Raw genomic sequence first — 16,238 nt, forward strand, 5'->3', positions numbered from 1 at the left:
GCCGCAAAGCAGGGCCACTTGACTATAACTGGATGTACCGGGCCAATGCACCAGCGCCGGATGCGCAAGTAAGTAGGCAGCTATTTCGGGAGCGTAGCAGGCCCTAGGTCACTCGAGCAGGAATTGAATCCTGGACGTACACCTGCTCATCTTCAATTACAACAATTACAATTGATGTTCAGCAATATAGACCATTTAATTACTGCACATAAAAAGGTAGTTTTCCCAGCGGCCAATTTGGAAGCTTTACAAAAATTGCCCGCAACGAGGTGATACTTTATTTGTAAGTAAATGGGAGAAAGCACGAAAGGAAGTAAAACATTCGAGCTTTGTCTCTACATTACGACATCAAACCAGTAGTAACGGCTGTTGGCCGTTATTCTATTCCTCCACCTTTTTCCCATTTTCCCCATTCACCCTATTCACCTTTATGACAACACTCCTACGTTCCTTCACGAGGCGGCACTGGCCTCAAGCGGGAGCTATGCTGCTTGCAGCACTGCTCTTCGGTAGCGGGCCAGCCCAGGCCCAGACTACTGCCTATTGCGCCACGGGCCTGGGTGGCGTTTGCGGCGGCAACGACATCACCGATGTGGGCTTGTCGGGCACTACGCTCAACGCCACGGGGCTTACCTGCGCGGCTACCGGTGGGCAGTCGTACACCAGCTACCCCGCTACCGGCAACTACACGGGCACAATCTCGGGCGGGGTGCCCTACACGCTGAGCGTGACCCTGACCGGCAGCAGCATTGTATCGGTGTGGGTGGATTACAACCACAATTTCGTGTACGAGGCCAGCGAATGGACGCAGGTCACCACCAACTCTCCAACCGGTACTCCGGCCAGCGTAACGCTGCTGGTGCCCACTAATGCTGTACAAGGCACTACGGGGATGCGCATTCGCAGCCGGGGAGCGAGCAACGCCAACGGCGCGACCGACGCCTGCACGAACTTTGGCAGCGGCGAAACCAAGGATTTTACGCTCACGGTTGGAGCCCCGGCGGCTTGCCCAAGCGTAAGCGGCTTGGCGGTTTCGGGCATCACGGCGTCGGGCGCTTCGGTGGCTTTCACGCCTTCCTCGTCGGCCACTTCCTATACGGTAACGGTGACGCCGGCTGGCGGCACGCCCACTACCCAGACGGCCACGGCTTCGCCCATTGCGTTGACCGGCCTGACGGCCAGCACGAGCTACACGGTGAGCATCGTGGGCAACTGCGGCGCCGGCCAGACCTCGGCGGCTAATACCATTACCTTCACCACGGGGTGCGCCACGGCGCCTTACGCAACGGTGAACAACACGACGGCTTACACGCAGGACTTCGAAGCTACCTGGCTGAACGTGTGCGCTACCCGCGATGCACCAGATGCTAACTGGCGCACCCTGCCCCTGACGGGCAACAACACGTGGCGTCGTGAAGACGACGGCGCCAGCGCCGCCTGGACCGGCCCGACTTCGGGCGCTTACTCGCCCACCGGCAGCCCCCTCAACGGCGGCACCAGTGCGCACTCGGCCCGCTTCCACTCCTACAACGCCAGCAGCGGCACCCGCGGCACCATGGACCTGTCGGTGAACATGGCCGGCACGGCCGGTACGCCCACGCTGCAATTCGACTACATCAACACCTCGGGCACGGACTCGCTGAAGGTGTTTGTAAGCACCAACGGCGGCACTTCGTTCAGCACTTCGCTGCTGAGCCTGACCACGGCCAGCACCTGGACCCGCCAGTCGGTGAACCTGCCGGCCACTGGCCTGACGGCCACCACCATCATCCGCCTGCGCGCCACCAGCGACTTCGGCGTGACGGACATCGGCGTGGACAACGTGCGCGTGAGCTACATCACCTGCCCCGCTGTAACGGCCGCGACGGCTACCGGCATCACGGCCACTGGCGCAACGGTGAGCTTCACGCCCGCCTCGGCGTCGACGAACTACACGGTAACGATAACCCCAACCGGCGGCACGGCCACGACCCAGACCATCACGGCTTCGCCCCTGACGCTGACCGGCCTGACGCCCAGCACGAGCTATACGGTGAGCATTGTGGGCAACTGCGGCGCGGGTTCGACTTCGCAACCGACGGTTGTGACTTTCACCACCGGCTGCTTGGCCGCGCCCTATGTTACGGTGAACAACACCACGCCCTATACCCAGGATTTTGAAGCCACCTGGCTGAGCCAGTGCGGCACGCGCGATGTGCCCGGCGTGAACTGGCGCACGACCCCGCTCACCGGCAACACTTCGTGGCGCCGCGAAGACGACGGCACCAGCGCCGCCTGGAGCAGCACCTCGGGTGCTTACACGCCGGCCGGCAGCCCCCTGGGCGGCGGTACCAGCGCGCATTCGGCTCGCTTCCACTCCTATGATGCTACCAGCGGCACCCGCGGCACCATGGACCTGTACGTGAACATGGCCGGCACGGTAGGTACGCCCTCGCTGGAGTTTGACTACATCAACACCTCGGGCTCGGACTCGCTGAAAGTGTTTGTGAGCACCGACGGCGGTACCACGTTCGGCCCCGCCCTGCTGGGCCTGAACCTGGCTAGCACCTGGACGCACCAGCTGGTGAGCCTGCCCACTACCGGCCTGACGGCTACCACCGTTATCCGCCTGCGCGGCCGGGGTGACTTTGGTGTGACGGACATCGGCGTGGACAACGTGCGCGTGAGCTACATCGCCTGCGCGGCCATCACGGGCCTGACTTCTTCGGGTGTGACGGCCACCGGTGCGGTCCTGACCTTCACCCCGCCCGCCGGCCCCACTACCTATACCGTAACGGTGACCCCGGCCGGTGGCACGGCTACCACGGTTACGCCCGCGCCTTCGGCTTCGCCCATCACGCTGACGGGCCTCACGCCTAACACGGTTTACACCGTGAGCATTGTGAGCAACTGCAGCGGTGGCACCACGTCGACGGCAACCACCACGACCTTCACCACGAGCTGCGCAGCCGCGCCGTATGTGCTCATCAACAACACGACGCCCTACAACCAGGACTTCGAGGCGGCCTGGACCAGCCAGTGCGGCACCAACGAAATTCCGGCCGTGAACTGGCGCAACACGCCGCTGACGGGCAACAACTCGTGGCGTCGCGACGACGACGGTGCCAGTGCCGCCTGGACGTCCCCGGCTTCGGGTGCTTACGCGCCACTCGGCAGCCCGCTGGGCACGGGCACCAGCCTGCACTCGGCCCGCTTCCACTCCTACAATGTATCGGGCCGCGCCCGGGGCAGCCTGGACCTGTTCGCTAACATGGCTGGCACGTCGGGCACGCCCGTGCTCACCTTCGATTACATCAACACGTCAGGCACAGACTCGCTAAACGTGTTTGTGAGCACCAACGGCGGCACCACGTTTGGCGCAGCACTCATCCGCCTCGGCCAGTCTGCCACCTGGACTCGCCAGACGCTTAACCTGCCCATCACCGGCCTCACGGCTACGACCATCATCCGCCTGCGCGCGGTGGGTGACCTCGGCCTCACCGATATTGGCCTGGATAACGTGAACGTTACGTACGTGGCCTGCGCCGCCGTGACGGGGGTTACGGCAACGGGTATAACTGCCTCCACTGCCACTATCAACTTTAACCCCACCTCGGGCCCGACCAACTACACAGTGACGGTAACGCCGGCCAGTGGCACGCCCACGACCCAGACCGTTACCACGTCGCCCGTTTCCCTGACGGGCCTGACGGCCAGCACGAGCTACACGGTAAGCATCGTGGGCAACTGCGGCGCCGGCCAGACCTCGGCGGCTACCACGGTGACCTTCACCACCGGCTGCCTGGCTGCTCCTTACGCCACGGTGAACAACACGACGGCTTACACGCAGGACTTCGAAGCCGCCTGGCTGAGCCTCTGCGGTACCAACGATGCTCCGGCTGTAAACTGGCGCAACACGCCGGTCACCGGCAACAACTCGTGGCGTCGTGAAGACGACGGCGCCAGCGCCGCCTGGACCGGCCCGACTTCGGGCGCTTACTCGCCGGCCGGCAGCCCACTGGGCACCGGTACCAGCGCACACTCGGCACGCTTCCACACCTACAACGCCAGCAGCGGCACCCGCGGCACGCTTGACTTGTCGGTAAACATGGCCGGCACGGCGGGCACGCCCACGTTGGAGTTTGACTACATCAACACCTCGGGTTCGGACTCGTTGAAAGTATTCGTGAGCACCAACGGCGGCACTTCGTTCAGTGCTTCGCTGCGGAGCCTGACCACGGCCAGCACTTGGACGCACCAGACGGTGAACCTGCCGGCTACCGGCCTGACGGCTACCACCATCATCCGCCTGCGCGCCACCAGCGACTTCGGCGTGACGGACATCGGCGTGGACAACGTGCGTGTAAGCTACATCACCTGCCCCGCCGTGACGGCAGTGACGGCTACTGGCCTTACCACGACCGGAGCTACGGTAAACTTCACGCCTTCCTCGGCGTCGACGAACTATACGGTAACGATAACTCCAGCCGGCGGCACGGCCACGACGCAGACCATCACGGCTTCGCCCCTGACGCTGACCGGCCTGACGCCCGGCACGAGCTACACGGTGAGCATCGTGAGCAACTGCGGTGGCAGCCAGACCTCGCAACCCGCTACGATTACCTTCAACACGCTGGCCGTAGCGCCGGTGAATGATGACTGCGCCGGTGCTCTCAACGTGCCCATTCAGTTTGGCACCTGCATCACGCAGACGACTTCCGATAACACCGCCGCCACGACCTCGGCGGGTGCCCCCACTCCGAGCTGCAGCACGACCCTGAACCGGGACGTGTGGTTTAAGGTGACGGTGCCCGTAAGCGGGTCGGTAACGGTGAAAACCGTGGCCCCCACCGCTGGCAGCAACATCACGGATACGGTTCTAAGCCTGTACTCCGGTACCTGCGGCAACCTGACGGAGATTGGCTGCAACGACGACACCAACGGCCTGTACTCGCAGGTGGCTCTGACGGGTCGCACGCCGGGCGAGGTGCTCTACATCCGCGCCTGGTCGTACAGCACGACCAATGCCGGCCTCATCGCTGTGTGCGTAACGGCTCCGTCGAACTGCGCGGCCCCCAGCGGCCCCACCGTTACCGGCTTGACCAACACCACGGCTACCCTGAACTGGCTGGCCCCCACGGGCGGCCTGCCCGCCGGCAATACCTACGAGCTGGAATACGGCCCGCAGGGCTTCACGCAAGGCACCGGCACCAGTGTAACCGGCCTCACGGCCGCTACCTACGCGCTGACCAACCTGCAGGCAGCTACCGACTACTGCTTCTACGTGCGCCAGAACTGCGGCACGGTGAATGGCAGCAGCTCCTTCGTGGGCCCGACGTGCTTCACCACGCCGCTTACCGCTCCGGCCAATGATGAGCCTTGCGGCGCAGTTGCCCTGGGCACCACTACCGTTACCGGCTCGAACGTGGGCTCGACCACCAGCATACAGAACGGCATCAACACGCCCGCCTGCTCGCCGGCAGCCTTGCCCAAAGACGTGTGGTTCAGCTTCATTGCTACCACTACCAGCCGCACCCTGACCATCACGGGCACGGCCGCTGGCATGGTGCGCGTGTTCACTACCCCCAGCTGCTCGGCCGGTCCCTTCAACCAGGTGTTCTGCCAGGCGGCTACGGGTAGCAACCTGAACGTGGGCCCGGTTCGTCTCACGGGTCTCACCGTGGGTACTACGTACTATGTGGCTGTGAGCGGCTACGGCAGCTCCGACACCACGGGCTCGTTCACCATCCTGAGCACGCCCACTGCCACCAGCGCCCAGGCCAACACCGACGCGCTACTGGTGTACCCCAACCCGAGCAACACCGGCCAGCTCACGCTGCGCCTGAGCGGCTTGAACGCGGGCGGCCAGGCTACGCTGCTGAATGCTTTGGGCCAGGTAGTGGCAACCAAAGCGCTGAGCGGCACTGCCGAGCAGACCCTGAGCACCCGCGGCCTGGCCACGGGCCTCTACACGCTCCGCGTGACGGTGGGCGGCCAGGTACTGACCCGCAAAGTGGTGCTGGAATAACCCTCCGCACCACCCCAAAACGAAAAGGGCCGGCAAATTGCCGGCCCTTTTTTGTTGTCAAAACCTGAGCATCCAACTCCGTTTTATCAATGATTTATTCTACCACCAGCTTGCGGGTGCTGCGGCCGGCCGTGCCATCGGCCTGCACCAGGTAGGTGCCGGGGCGCAGGCCGGCAAGGTCCAGCGTGGCGGTAGTGCCTGTGGGCTGCACCGAATACACGGGGCGCCCCAGCAGGTCGCTCACGAGGAGGCGGCCGCCCGGCGCGGGCAGCTGCACGGTGGCCTGTCGGCGGGCAGGGTTGGGGAAAACATCAAAAGCAGAACCCGCGGCCAGGCGCGTGGCCGTGGGCACGTAGGCCCGGTTTTCGAGGGTGAGAATCCGGTCGTCGGTAGCGGCGGGGGCACCGCGGCCGTCGCGGTTGCTGGTGCCAATGTACACCTTGCCATCCGGCGATACGCAAATGGCCCGCAGCCGGCCAAAAGTGGAGAGAAAATCGGTGCGGGTGGGAATGGTAAGCCCGGCCGCGTCCAGCGTGAGCTGGGTGAGCTTGTGGTCTTTGAGCACGGCCAGCAGCAGGCTGCCGCGCCAGCCGGGAATGGCCGGGTGGTCGTAGTACGTGAGGCCGGCCGGAGCAATGGTGGGCGTCCAGACGGTGAGGGGCTCGCGCACGTTGTTGGCGGTGCAGAAGGTGGCTTCGGCGGGCAGGTCGCAGAGGCCTTCCACGTTGGGCCAGCCGTAGTTGCGGCCCGCTTCTATCTTGTTGATTTCATCGTCATTATTCGGCCCGTGCTCCGAGCTATAGATGCGACCATCGGGCAGCCGCACGATGCCTTGCGGGTTGCGGTGGCCCAGCGTGTAGATGGCGCTGCCGGCCGTGGGGTTGTTGGCAGGAATGGTGCCGTCGAAATTCAACCGCAGGATTTTGCCGTTGAGCGACGCGCGGTTCTGCGCTTCGGAGGCCACCAGCGCGTCGCCGGTGGTCATGAGCAGGGTGCGGTCGGGCAGCAACAGCAGGCGCGAGCCGCTGTGGTTGGTGGTGGCCACGATGTTGCCCAGCAGCACCACAGGGTTGCTCAGCGTGCCGTTGGCGTAGGAGTAGCGCACCAGCTTCTCCTTCAGCGTGCCCTGGTCGGTGTAGTTATACACCACAAACACGCCGTAGGTACCGGCCGGCTGGCCCGTGGGCGTAGCATCGATGGCCATGCCCAGCAGCCCGCTCTCGTTGCTTTCGGTCACGTCGGCAATGGTGAGCAGCGGCAGCACCTGCCCGGTGGCCGGGTTCACGCGGCTGATGCGGCCGCTGCGCTCCGTTACCCAGATGAAATTATCGGGCCCCCACACCAGCTCCCAAATGGTGCTCAGGTTGGAGGCCAGGGCCGAAACCGTGACCGTGGTAGTGCCCACCGGAAACGTGGTGAGGGACGGCGCCTGGGCACAGGCGGCGAGCGGCAGCCCCGTGGTGGACAGGGCCAGCAAAGCATTGCGTAGAGATTTCATGGCAATAGGCAGCAAATGATTGAATGAAAAACCGCTGTTTATCAAAAGATAACGAAACTCCGCCGTAGCCGGATGCCACTTGCCCTGCCCGGAGCCGATTTTGTAGCTTGCGGCGGCATTCACCGTCTTCCGCTATGGCTGATTTTTTCACCGCCGCCCACCCCGCCGGCTACACCCTCAGCACCGACCCCGCCCGGCTCGACCTCGCCGCCATTCACCGCTGGCTGAGCGAAGAATCGTACTGGGCTAAGCACATTCCGCGCGCCACCGTGGAGCGCGCCGTGGCCAATTCCCTCAACTTCGGCCTCTACACCCCCGATGGCCGCCAGGCCGGCTTCTGCCGCGTGGTGACGGACCGGGCCACGTTTGCCTGGCTCTGCGACGTATTTGTGCTGCCCGAGTTCCGGGGCCAGGGCCTTTCCAAGTGGCTGGTGAAGCAGATGCTGGCCCACCCCGACCTGCAAAACCTGCGCCGCCACCTGCTTGCCACCTTTGACGCCCACACCCTCTACCAGCGCTTCGGCTACAAGCCGCTGGACCGGCCCGACCGGTGGCTGGAAATCAAAAAGGACAAGCCGTACCCGGCACCATAGCCCGTTATTTCGCTGGGCTGGTCCACTTGCTGTCCTTCAGCCGAAACCGCCACGGTAGCCCGGCCGCTTCTGCCCCAGCATATTCCAACCCCACCCGCGCGCTGGCCACCACATCAGCATCGGCTACGGTTTCGGCATGGTCTTCAAACCAGATAATATCCTCGGTAACTGGCTGGCCGGTGAGGACCGGCGTGATGCCCAGCGCCTGGCTCAGCACGCCCGGCCCGGCCGTGAGGCCGCGTACGGGCTTAGCCAGGCCGCGCCGGCGCAGCATTTCTTTCACGCCAATCAATGGCTCGATGGCCCGAATGAGCACCGCATCGGGGTGGCGGGCGTCGTGAGTGGCAATGTTGAACAGCGCGTGTCGGTTGTACACGGTGTAAATGTAGGCATGGCCGCCGGGCACGTGCAGGCCCTGCGCCTGGTGGCGCTTGCGCTGCAAATGCAGCGTGAGGGAATGGTCGCCCTCGTGCCGGTAGGCCTCGGTTTCGACAATGCGGCCGGCCGTTATTACGCCGTCGATGTGGGTGTAAAGGTGCTTGCCCAGCAGGTCGCGGGCAATGGCCAGCACATCGGGGCGCTGAAAGAAGGTGGCGGGCAGCTTGAGTTGCGGCATAGATATCAGCGGACGCGGTAGCGCAGCCCGATGCTCAACAGCCAGGGTTGCTGCTGCCACGGCAGGCGCGTGGTGGGCTGGTCGTTCACGCGCAGGTCTACGGCGGCAGCGGGCAAATCGACGGTGGCGCTGCTACGGAACAGGAAAAAGCCGCTTTCCTCATCCAGCTGCAGCTGCGTTTTGCTGCGCAATGGCACCAGGTAACTAGCATCGGCCACCAGTTCGAACTTATGGCTCAGTTCAATCCCCAGTCCCAGGCTGGGGCGCAGGGCGTCGCTCACGGTTTGGATGCGGGCGCTTAGCTCGTCGGCCCCCAGGTGGGTGCCGCTCACGCGCAGGCCCGCATCGGGATTATCAAAAGTGCCTAGCGGTAGCCCCACCGTTTGGCGGATGTAGCCCAGGCCAGCGCGGCCGTAGAGCGGCCGGCGGTGCGAATTGAAGTTGTGCTCGTAGCTCAGGCCCACTTCCCAGCCATCGCCTTTGAACTGCCGGTACAGGCGCTGCGTGGCCAAGCTCACGGCCAGCTCCTGCGTTAGGGCATACTGGTACTCAAACTGGGTTATTATGGTTAAATCCTGCGCATTCACCCGGGCCGTACGCTGCACCTGCAGGCCGGAGCCAGCCGGCGCATACGCCACCGTCAGGCCAGCCGCGGGCACGTCCAGCGGCCAGGCCCCTACGTGCGAACCGTAGCTGAAGCGTTTCAGGAAGCGGTCGAAGGCACTCAATTGCTTCTGCTGCGGGTCCGTCCCGGCCTCAGCAGGTTTGAACAGGGAATCGGTTTGCTGCTGGCGCTGCTGGTCGAACAGGCTCTTTTGCAGCGCCGTAGACGGCAGCAGCGTGGTGTGGCCCTGCCAGAAGGCGGAGTCGTAGGCCACGGCGTTGTGCAGAAAAACGTCCCGGTACTGGGCCCGCTCGGTGTAGCCGGGCCGGGGCGTTTGGGCCGTGTCGATGGTCGTGGTAAGGAATTCGCCGAAATAGTTGAGCGGTGGCCCTATGGGCAAGCGGGCTTTGGTTTGCCACCACACGGTTTTGAGGTGCCAGCGGCCGGCGTAGAGCTGATAAGCCACACGCAGGGCGCGCGAGTCGGCCGAATTTGGCGAGCTTTTCAGACCGGCGGGCGTGTAGTGCCACTCGGCTCCGAGAAAGGCGTAGCTGTCCTGGTCGATGTACATGCGGCCCTCGAAGTCAGCGCGGCGGTTGCCGGCCTTCGGCGCGAAGGTGATGACGTACACCGGCCGGTCCTGGAAGGTGCTGCCCAGCGCCAGGCGATAGTCATAATCCTTGAAATGAGCGGGGTTGATGAATTGCGAGCGCCGGTGCACAAAATCGCCGAGGTGCACAATGAATGGCCCGCCCGCCCAGTCGATGCGAATGGGCTGCCGGTCGGGCCGCAAATCGACCTTGCGCGACTGCTTTATCTGCACTTCACCCTCGGCCGTGCGCCGCTGATACGGCTCCTTAAACGCCAGCAGCAGCCCCTCGGCCAGGTAGCGCGGCTGGCCGGCCGGGTCATTGTCTGACTCGCGGTAGAAGCCTGTGAGCTGCGTGGGCCGCACCGGATAGTTGCGCGGAATGCGCGACACCGCTTCCCGCACAATGCCCAGCACCGAGCCCGTTACCTGCACCTCCCCCAGCGCCGCCGGGCTTATTTTCAGCTCAACGACCAACTCCGGCCCCGGCAGCGGCGGCAGCAGCCGGCTGTAGCTTTTGTAGCCCAGCAGCGCCACGGTCAGCCTTTCCTGAGTGTAAGCCGGTGGGATGCTTAGGGCAAAGCGCCCGTCGTCGTTCGTGCTGGTACCGATGCGGTTATCGGCCACCCCCACCTGAGCGTTGGGGATGGGCTGATGGGTTTCGGCATCGAGCACCCGGCCGCGCAGCACAGTGTTTTGCGCACCAGCCGGAAGGGTGCTTACCAGCACCATCAACAGCCAGAAACTGCGCAGCCAGGCATTCATTATTTCTGATTGAGTCAAGCGTTTGCCATACGCAAAACCGGCTCATTTGGGCTGCCCACAGGTGGGGACGGCCAAGTTGCAGCTAGCACAGTGTGCTGAATCTCCTGTCCAGCCCGTGCCCCCGGCTTGCAAGCAATGCCCTACCGCCCCTTGCCCACCAGCGCGGACAGGTACAGCTGAAAAGCGCTATTACGGGCCGTATCGTCGTCGGTAGCGCCTTTGAGCACGTGCGTCAGCCCACCGTTGTAGCGCAGGCCAATGCCCAGCCCACTGTTCAGCTGGTAGCCGAAGCCCACAGCGTAGCCCACATCGAAGTGGGGGTAACTGCCCGCAAAATCGGTGGTGACACGCGCCAGCGGTTTGCGGGTGTCTACGCGGCTAGTAGAGCCGGCCAGGTAGCCAAGCTGCGGGCCGGCCTCAACAAACAGCCCACCGAGCCCAGGCGTAGCCCGCAGCACCACCGGCAAGTCCACGTAATTCACGTCGATGCGGGTGGTGCTGTTTTCCTCCTTCGTGCCTTTCTGGGAGTATAGCACTTCAGGCTGGAGGGAAAGCCGGTCGCTGAGCTTGAAATTGACCAGCACCCCACCATGAAAGCCCCACTTATAAGCAGCTCCATCTACGTTCTGGCCGACGACTGTAGTATAGGACGGCCCTCCCTTCAGGCCAACCCGTACGTTCTGGGCCTGGGCCTCGCCCACGCCACTGGCCGCCACAGCTAGCGTTGCCAGTAAAGAAAGTTGTTTCATCGTTTCTGGAAAGGAGTCACGGAGATGGCAAATGGCCTTGAGTCAAGTATTGGGCTGGCGTTATGCTTTCGCAGCTTGCTGGCTCAGCAGGTACTCGGCAATCTGTACGGCATTGGTGGCGGCGCCTTTACGCAAGTTGTCGGCCACCACCCACATATTCAGTGTTTTGGGCTGCGTTTCGTCGCGGCGCAGGCGGCCCACCAGCACGGCATCTTTGCCGTGGCTGTCTTTGGGCATAGGGTAAGCGTTGGTCGACGGGTCATCCACTAGCTCCACGCCGGGCGTGTGGGCCAGGATTTCGCGCACCTCGGCCAGGTCAAATTCTTCGGCAAACTCCACGTTGATGGACTCCGAATGGCCGCCCATCACCGGAATGCGCACGCAGGTGGCCGTGACGCGGATGCTGTCGTCGCCCATGATTTTCTTGGTCTCGTTCACCATTTTCAGCTCCTCCTTGGTGTAGCCGCTGGGCTCGAACACGTCGATGTGCGGCAGTACGTTCAAGTCGATGGGGTGCGGATAGGCGGGGTTGCTGGCGGGCTGGCCGGCGCGCTCTTCCAAGAGCTGGTCCACGGCTTTTTTGCCGGTGCCGGTCACGCTCTGGTAGGTGCTCACCACAATGCGGCGCACGTGGTACTTCTTATGCAAGTCATTCAACGCCACCACCATCTGAATGGTGGAGCAGTTGGGATTGGCAATGATTTTATCTTCCGGCGTGAGGGTATTGGCGTTCAGTTCGGGCACCACCAGCTTCTTGGTGGGGTCCATGCGCCAAGCCGAGGAGTTGTCGATAACGGTGGTGCCCACGGCGGCAAAGCGCGGCGCGTGCTCCTTGCTCACGGAGCCGCCGGCCGAGAAAATGGCAATTTCGGGCCGGGCCGCAATGGCGTCGTCCATGCTCACCACGGGGTATTTTTTGCCCTGAAATTCAATAAACTGGCCCACCGATTTGGCCGAAGCCACGGGCAGCAGCTCGGTGAGGGGAAACTGACGCTCCGCCAATACTTTCAACATCTCGGTGCCCACCAGGCCGGTGGCACCCACAACAGCAATTTTCATGGAAAAAGCAGAAAAATAAACAGGTGCCCCAACGGGCACGCGCCCGCAAATGTCGCCAGAAATGGATTACTTTAGACGCCGCGTCTGCATTTTGCCGACTTCACTTTCTTCTGCGCCCCTTGCTGAAACACCTCTACTTCCTCCTCCTGTTCCTGCCCGGCTTCGCGCACGCCCAGCTGGCCGATAATTTCACCGACGGCAATTTCACCGCTAACCCCACCTGGACCGGCGACGCGGCTAGCTTCCAGGTGAACGCGCAGGTGCTGCAAAGCAACGGCCCGGCCGTCACCACCACGCAGGTTGCCCTCAGCACGCCCTGCCAGGCCACCACCGGCACGGTCTGGGAATTCTGGGCCAACCTGAAGGTGGTCACTACCTCCGGCAACTACGCCGACGTGTGGCTCATCGCCTCGCAGGCCGACCTGAAGGCCACCAACAACTCCGGCTACTTTGTGCGCCTGGGCGGCACCGGCGGCAAAGTCAGCCTTTTTCGCAAAGACTCCACCCGCACCGCCGTGGCAGTCATCGACGGCGCCACGGGCAGTTTATCTACCACCAACAACCTGGTGCGCGTGCGCGTGACCCGCACCACCGCCAACCAGTGGACCCTGGAGCGCGACCTCGCCGGCAACCGCACCTTCGTAGCCGAGGCCACGCAGCCCATCGATGCCACCTACCAGCGCAGCGTGGCCGTGGGCGTATTCCTGAATTATTCCGCCACCAACAACCGCAATTTCTATTTCGACGACTTTGTGGTGACCGATGCCACGGCCCCGCTTCTCGCCCGCGCCGTGCCGGCCGATGCCCGGCAGGTCGACGTGGTGTTCAACGAGGCCGTGGCCGCCGCCAGTGCCGGCCTGCCCGCCAACTACCGTCTGCAAAGCGGCGCGGTGCCGGTTTCGGCGCAGCCCTCGGCCACCAATCCGGCCGTGGTGCGCCTGGTTTTCGCCGCCGATTTCCCGAGCCAGAGTGTGCTCGAAGTTCGTAATGTGGCTGACCTTTATGGCAATGTGGCGGCCGGGCCGCTCACTGCGGCCTTCACGGCGCTGCCCGTACCACCGGCCTTTGGCGACCTGATTATCAGCGAAATATTTGCTGATGAAACGCCGCAGGTAGGCCTGCCACTCTCCGAATACGTGGAGATTTACAACCGCAGCCTCACCAAAACCCTGAGCCTGCGCGGCGTGCGCCTAGGCAAAACCAGCACTACCACCTTCGCTGCTTTTGCCGACACGGCCAAGCTGCTGCCCGGCCAGTACGCCATTGTGTGCGGCAGTACGCGCATCAGCCAGTTTGCCACGCCCGGTGTGAAAGTGTACGGCCCCACCAACTTTCCCTCGCTCAGCAATGGCGGCGACCAGCTCATCCTGCGCGGGCGCGACGGCCGCACGCTGTTTGAAGTCACGTATTCCGATACCTGGTACCGTGACGTCGTGAAAAAGGATGGCGGCTGGAGCCTGGAAATGATTGACACGAACAACTTTTGCGCCGGAGCCAGCAACTGGATTGCCAGCACCGACCCCCTTGGCGGCACGCCCGGCCGCGCCAACTCGGTGCGCGCCGCCAACGCCGATGCGCAGGCCCCGGCCCTGCTCCGCGCCGAGCTGCCCGCCACCAACACGCTGCGCCTCACCTTCTCCGAAAAGCTGGACAGTGCCTCAGTGAGCAACGTGTCCCGCTACACCCTCGCCCCGGCCAATACCATCACCCGCGTCACGCCCATCGGGCCTGATTTTCGGCAGGTCGACCTCACGCTGGGCACAGTAGTTTCGACTTCAGCCGTCATCAGCGTCACGGTGCAAACGGCCTCCGACTGCGTGGGCAACGTGAGCGGCAGCCTGCAAACCGCTACCGTGGCCCCGCCCGTCGCGCCAGCAGTAGGCGACCTGATTATCACGGAGATTTTTGCCGATGAAACGCCGCCGGTGGGCCTGCCATCTGCTGAATACGTGGAGATTTACAACCGCAGCCTCACCAAAACCATTAGCCTGCGCGGCGTGCGCCTGGGCAAGGGCAGCACCGCCACCGTGGCGGTGCTGGCCAGTGCTGACACCGCCCGGCTGGCCCCCGGCCAATACGCCATTGTGTGCGGCAGCACGCATATCGCCGATTTTGCGACCTACGGCAAAGTGTATGGCCCCACCAGTTTCCCCTCGCTCAGCAACGGCGGCGACCAGCTCATTCTGCGCGGTGCGGACGGCCGCACGTTGTTCGAGGTTACGTATTCGGATGCCTGGTACCGCGACGCCAAGAAGAAGGACGGCGGCTGGAGCCTGGAGATGATTGACACGAACAACTACTGCGGCGGGGCCGAAAACTGGACCGCCAGCACCAACCCCATTGGCGGTACCCCCGGCAAAGTCAACTCGGTGAGCGCCGCCAACGCCGACGCGCTGGCCCCCACCCTGCTCCGCGCCGTGGCCCTGAACTCCACCACCGTTCGCGCGTATTTCTCCGAAAAGCTGGACAGTGCCACGGCCGTTGCCGTGGGCCGCTACGCGCTGGCCGCCCCCGGCCCGGCCATTACGCGGGCCGCGCCCGTGGGGCCCGATTTCCGGCAGGTAGACCTCACCCTGGCCGCTCCTCTGAGCCCCAGCCGCCCCATCACCCTCACTGTGCAAACGGCTACCGACTGCGCCGGCAATGCCAGCGGCGTGCTGCAGCCGGCCACCCTTGCCCTGCCCGAACCAGCCGTGAGCGGCGACGTGGTGATAAACGAGCTGCTCTTTAACCCCCGTGTGAGCGCCGTGCGGTTTGTGGAAATCATCAACCGCAGCAACAAATTCATTGATTTGCAGGGCTGGCAAATTGGAAACGTAAAATCAGACGCCAGCATCGATGGCGACGTGCTGAGCACCGGGCCGTTGCCGCTGGCCCCGGGCCAGATTCTGGCGTTTAGCACCAGCACGGCCATCATCACGGCGCAGTACCCCAGCAGCAGCGACGCCGCCAACCTGGTGCAAATCCCAGGCTTGCCCTCTTTCCCGGATGCGGGCACGGCAGTGCTAATCGACGGCAACAAGACTGAAATCGACCGGCTTGCTTACAGCAAAGCGCTGCACCTGAGCCTGCTGGCCACCCAGGACGGCGTGTCGCTGGAGCGCATCCGGACCAATGGGCCGACGCTGGGCAGCAATTTTCACTCGGCGGCCAGTGCCGTGGGCTACGCCACGCCCGGCCGCCCCAATTCGCAGGCCCAGGACGATGCCGGCGGCAACCAGGAGCTGACCGTGACGCCCGAAGTTTTCACCCCCGACGACGACGGCCAACAAGATTTCGCCACCCTCAACTACCACCTCGACGCGCCCGGCTACGCCGCCAGCGTGACGGTGTACGACGCCTTGGGCCGCCTCACGCGCCGCCTCACCCGCAACGAAACCCTGCCCATCAACGGCTTTATCCAGTGGGACGGCATCGATGATAAAGGCCATAAAGCGGCCGTGGGCTACTACATTCTGCTGGTCGAATTATTCCGCCCCACCAGCGGCGAGAAGCGCGAGTTCAAGAAGACAGTGGTGCTGGGGGCGCGGTTTTAGAAACGCCTTGTCATTGCGAGCGCAGCGCGGCAATCCGTCCTGTCGAAACCAGTCACTTTCTTTTACCAGAAAGCCCCGGCTCTACGAAGAGTCGGGGCTTTCTATTGAAAAAGACTTTGTCACATTATCAGGTGTCTGGGATTGACAGGACGGATTGCCGCGCTGCGCTCGCAATGGCAGATGTCCGCCGAGCCCTGCCCCTATTAAACCCCGCCCGCTGGC

At 63.6% G+C, this 16,238-nt stretch carries 8 protein-coding genes; 3 read left to right on the forward strand and 5 right to left on the reverse strand.

Annotation, left to right across the window (positions count from 1 at the left end; translation table 11 throughout):
* The first annotated feature begins 484 nt into the window (after positions 1 to 484).
* Complete coding sequence (locus tag I7X13_RS18395) at positions 485 to 6,007, forward strand: fibronectin type III domain-containing protein (RefSeq protein WP_198076596.1); 5,523 nt, start codon at positions 485 to 487, stop codon at positions 6,005 to 6,007.
* Between the two features lie 94 nt (positions 6,008 to 6,101).
* Here I7X13_RS18395 and I7X13_RS18400 read toward each other — a convergent pair whose 3' ends face one another.
* The gene (locus I7X13_RS18400; RefSeq protein WP_198076597.1) at positions 6,102 to 7,505 is read right to left on the reverse strand and encodes a PQQ-dependent sugar dehydrogenase; all 1,404 of its coding nucleotides are present in this window, start codon (positions 7,503 to 7,505) and stop codon (positions 6,102 to 6,104) included.
* Positions 7,506 to 7,639: 134 nt separating this feature from the next.
* On the opposite strand from I7X13_RS18400, the gene I7X13_RS18405 reads away from it, so the two are divergent.
* Entirely contained in the window at positions 7,640 to 8,098 is a 459-nt protein-coding gene (locus I7X13_RS18405) for a GNAT family N-acetyltransferase (protein ID WP_198076598.1), read from the forward strand.
* Positions 8,099 to 8,102: 4 nt separating this feature from the next.
* Here the strand turns inward: I7X13_RS18405 and I7X13_RS18410 are convergent, their stop codons facing one another.
* The 4 genes from I7X13_RS18410 to I7X13_RS18425 form a co-directional block, all read right to left on the reverse strand.
* Positions 8,103 to 8,714, reverse strand: coding sequence for a DNA-3-methyladenine glycosylase (locus tag I7X13_RS18410; RefSeq protein WP_198076599.1), 612 nt, complete (start codon positions 8,712 to 8,714; stop codon positions 8,103 to 8,105).
* 5 nt (positions 8,715 to 8,719) lie between these two features.
* Positions 8,720 to 10,672: a carboxypeptidase-like regulatory domain-containing protein gene (locus I7X13_RS18415; RefSeq protein WP_198076600.1), complete on the reverse strand. Its 1,953-nt coding sequence runs from the start codon at positions 10,670 to 10,672 to the stop codon at positions 8,720 to 8,722.
* A gap of 140 nt (positions 10,673 to 10,812) precedes the next feature.
* Positions 10,813 to 11,421: a porin family protein gene (locus I7X13_RS18420; RefSeq protein ID WP_198076601.1), complete on the reverse strand. Its 609-nt coding sequence runs from the start codon at positions 11,419 to 11,421 to the stop codon at positions 10,813 to 10,815.
* 60 nt (positions 11,422 to 11,481) lie between these two features.
* Positions 11,482 to 12,480: an aspartate-semialdehyde dehydrogenase gene (locus I7X13_RS18425; protein ID WP_198069748.1), complete on the reverse strand. Its 999-nt coding sequence runs from the start codon at positions 12,478 to 12,480 to the stop codon at positions 11,482 to 11,484.
* A gap of 119 nt (positions 12,481 to 12,599) precedes the next feature.
* Between I7X13_RS18425 and I7X13_RS18430 the strand changes: the two genes are divergently transcribed.
* Complete coding sequence (locus I7X13_RS18430) at positions 12,600 to 16,016, forward strand: lamin tail domain-containing protein (RefSeq protein ID WP_198076602.1); 3,417 nt, start codon at positions 12,600 to 12,602, stop codon at positions 16,014 to 16,016.
* Positions 16,017 to 16,238 lie beyond the last annotated feature (222 nt).

It is taken from the genome of Hymenobacter negativus (assembly GCF_016056375.1).
GTDB lineage: Bacteria > Bacteroidota > Bacteroidia > Cytophagales > Hymenobacteraceae > Hymenobacter > Hymenobacter negativus_A.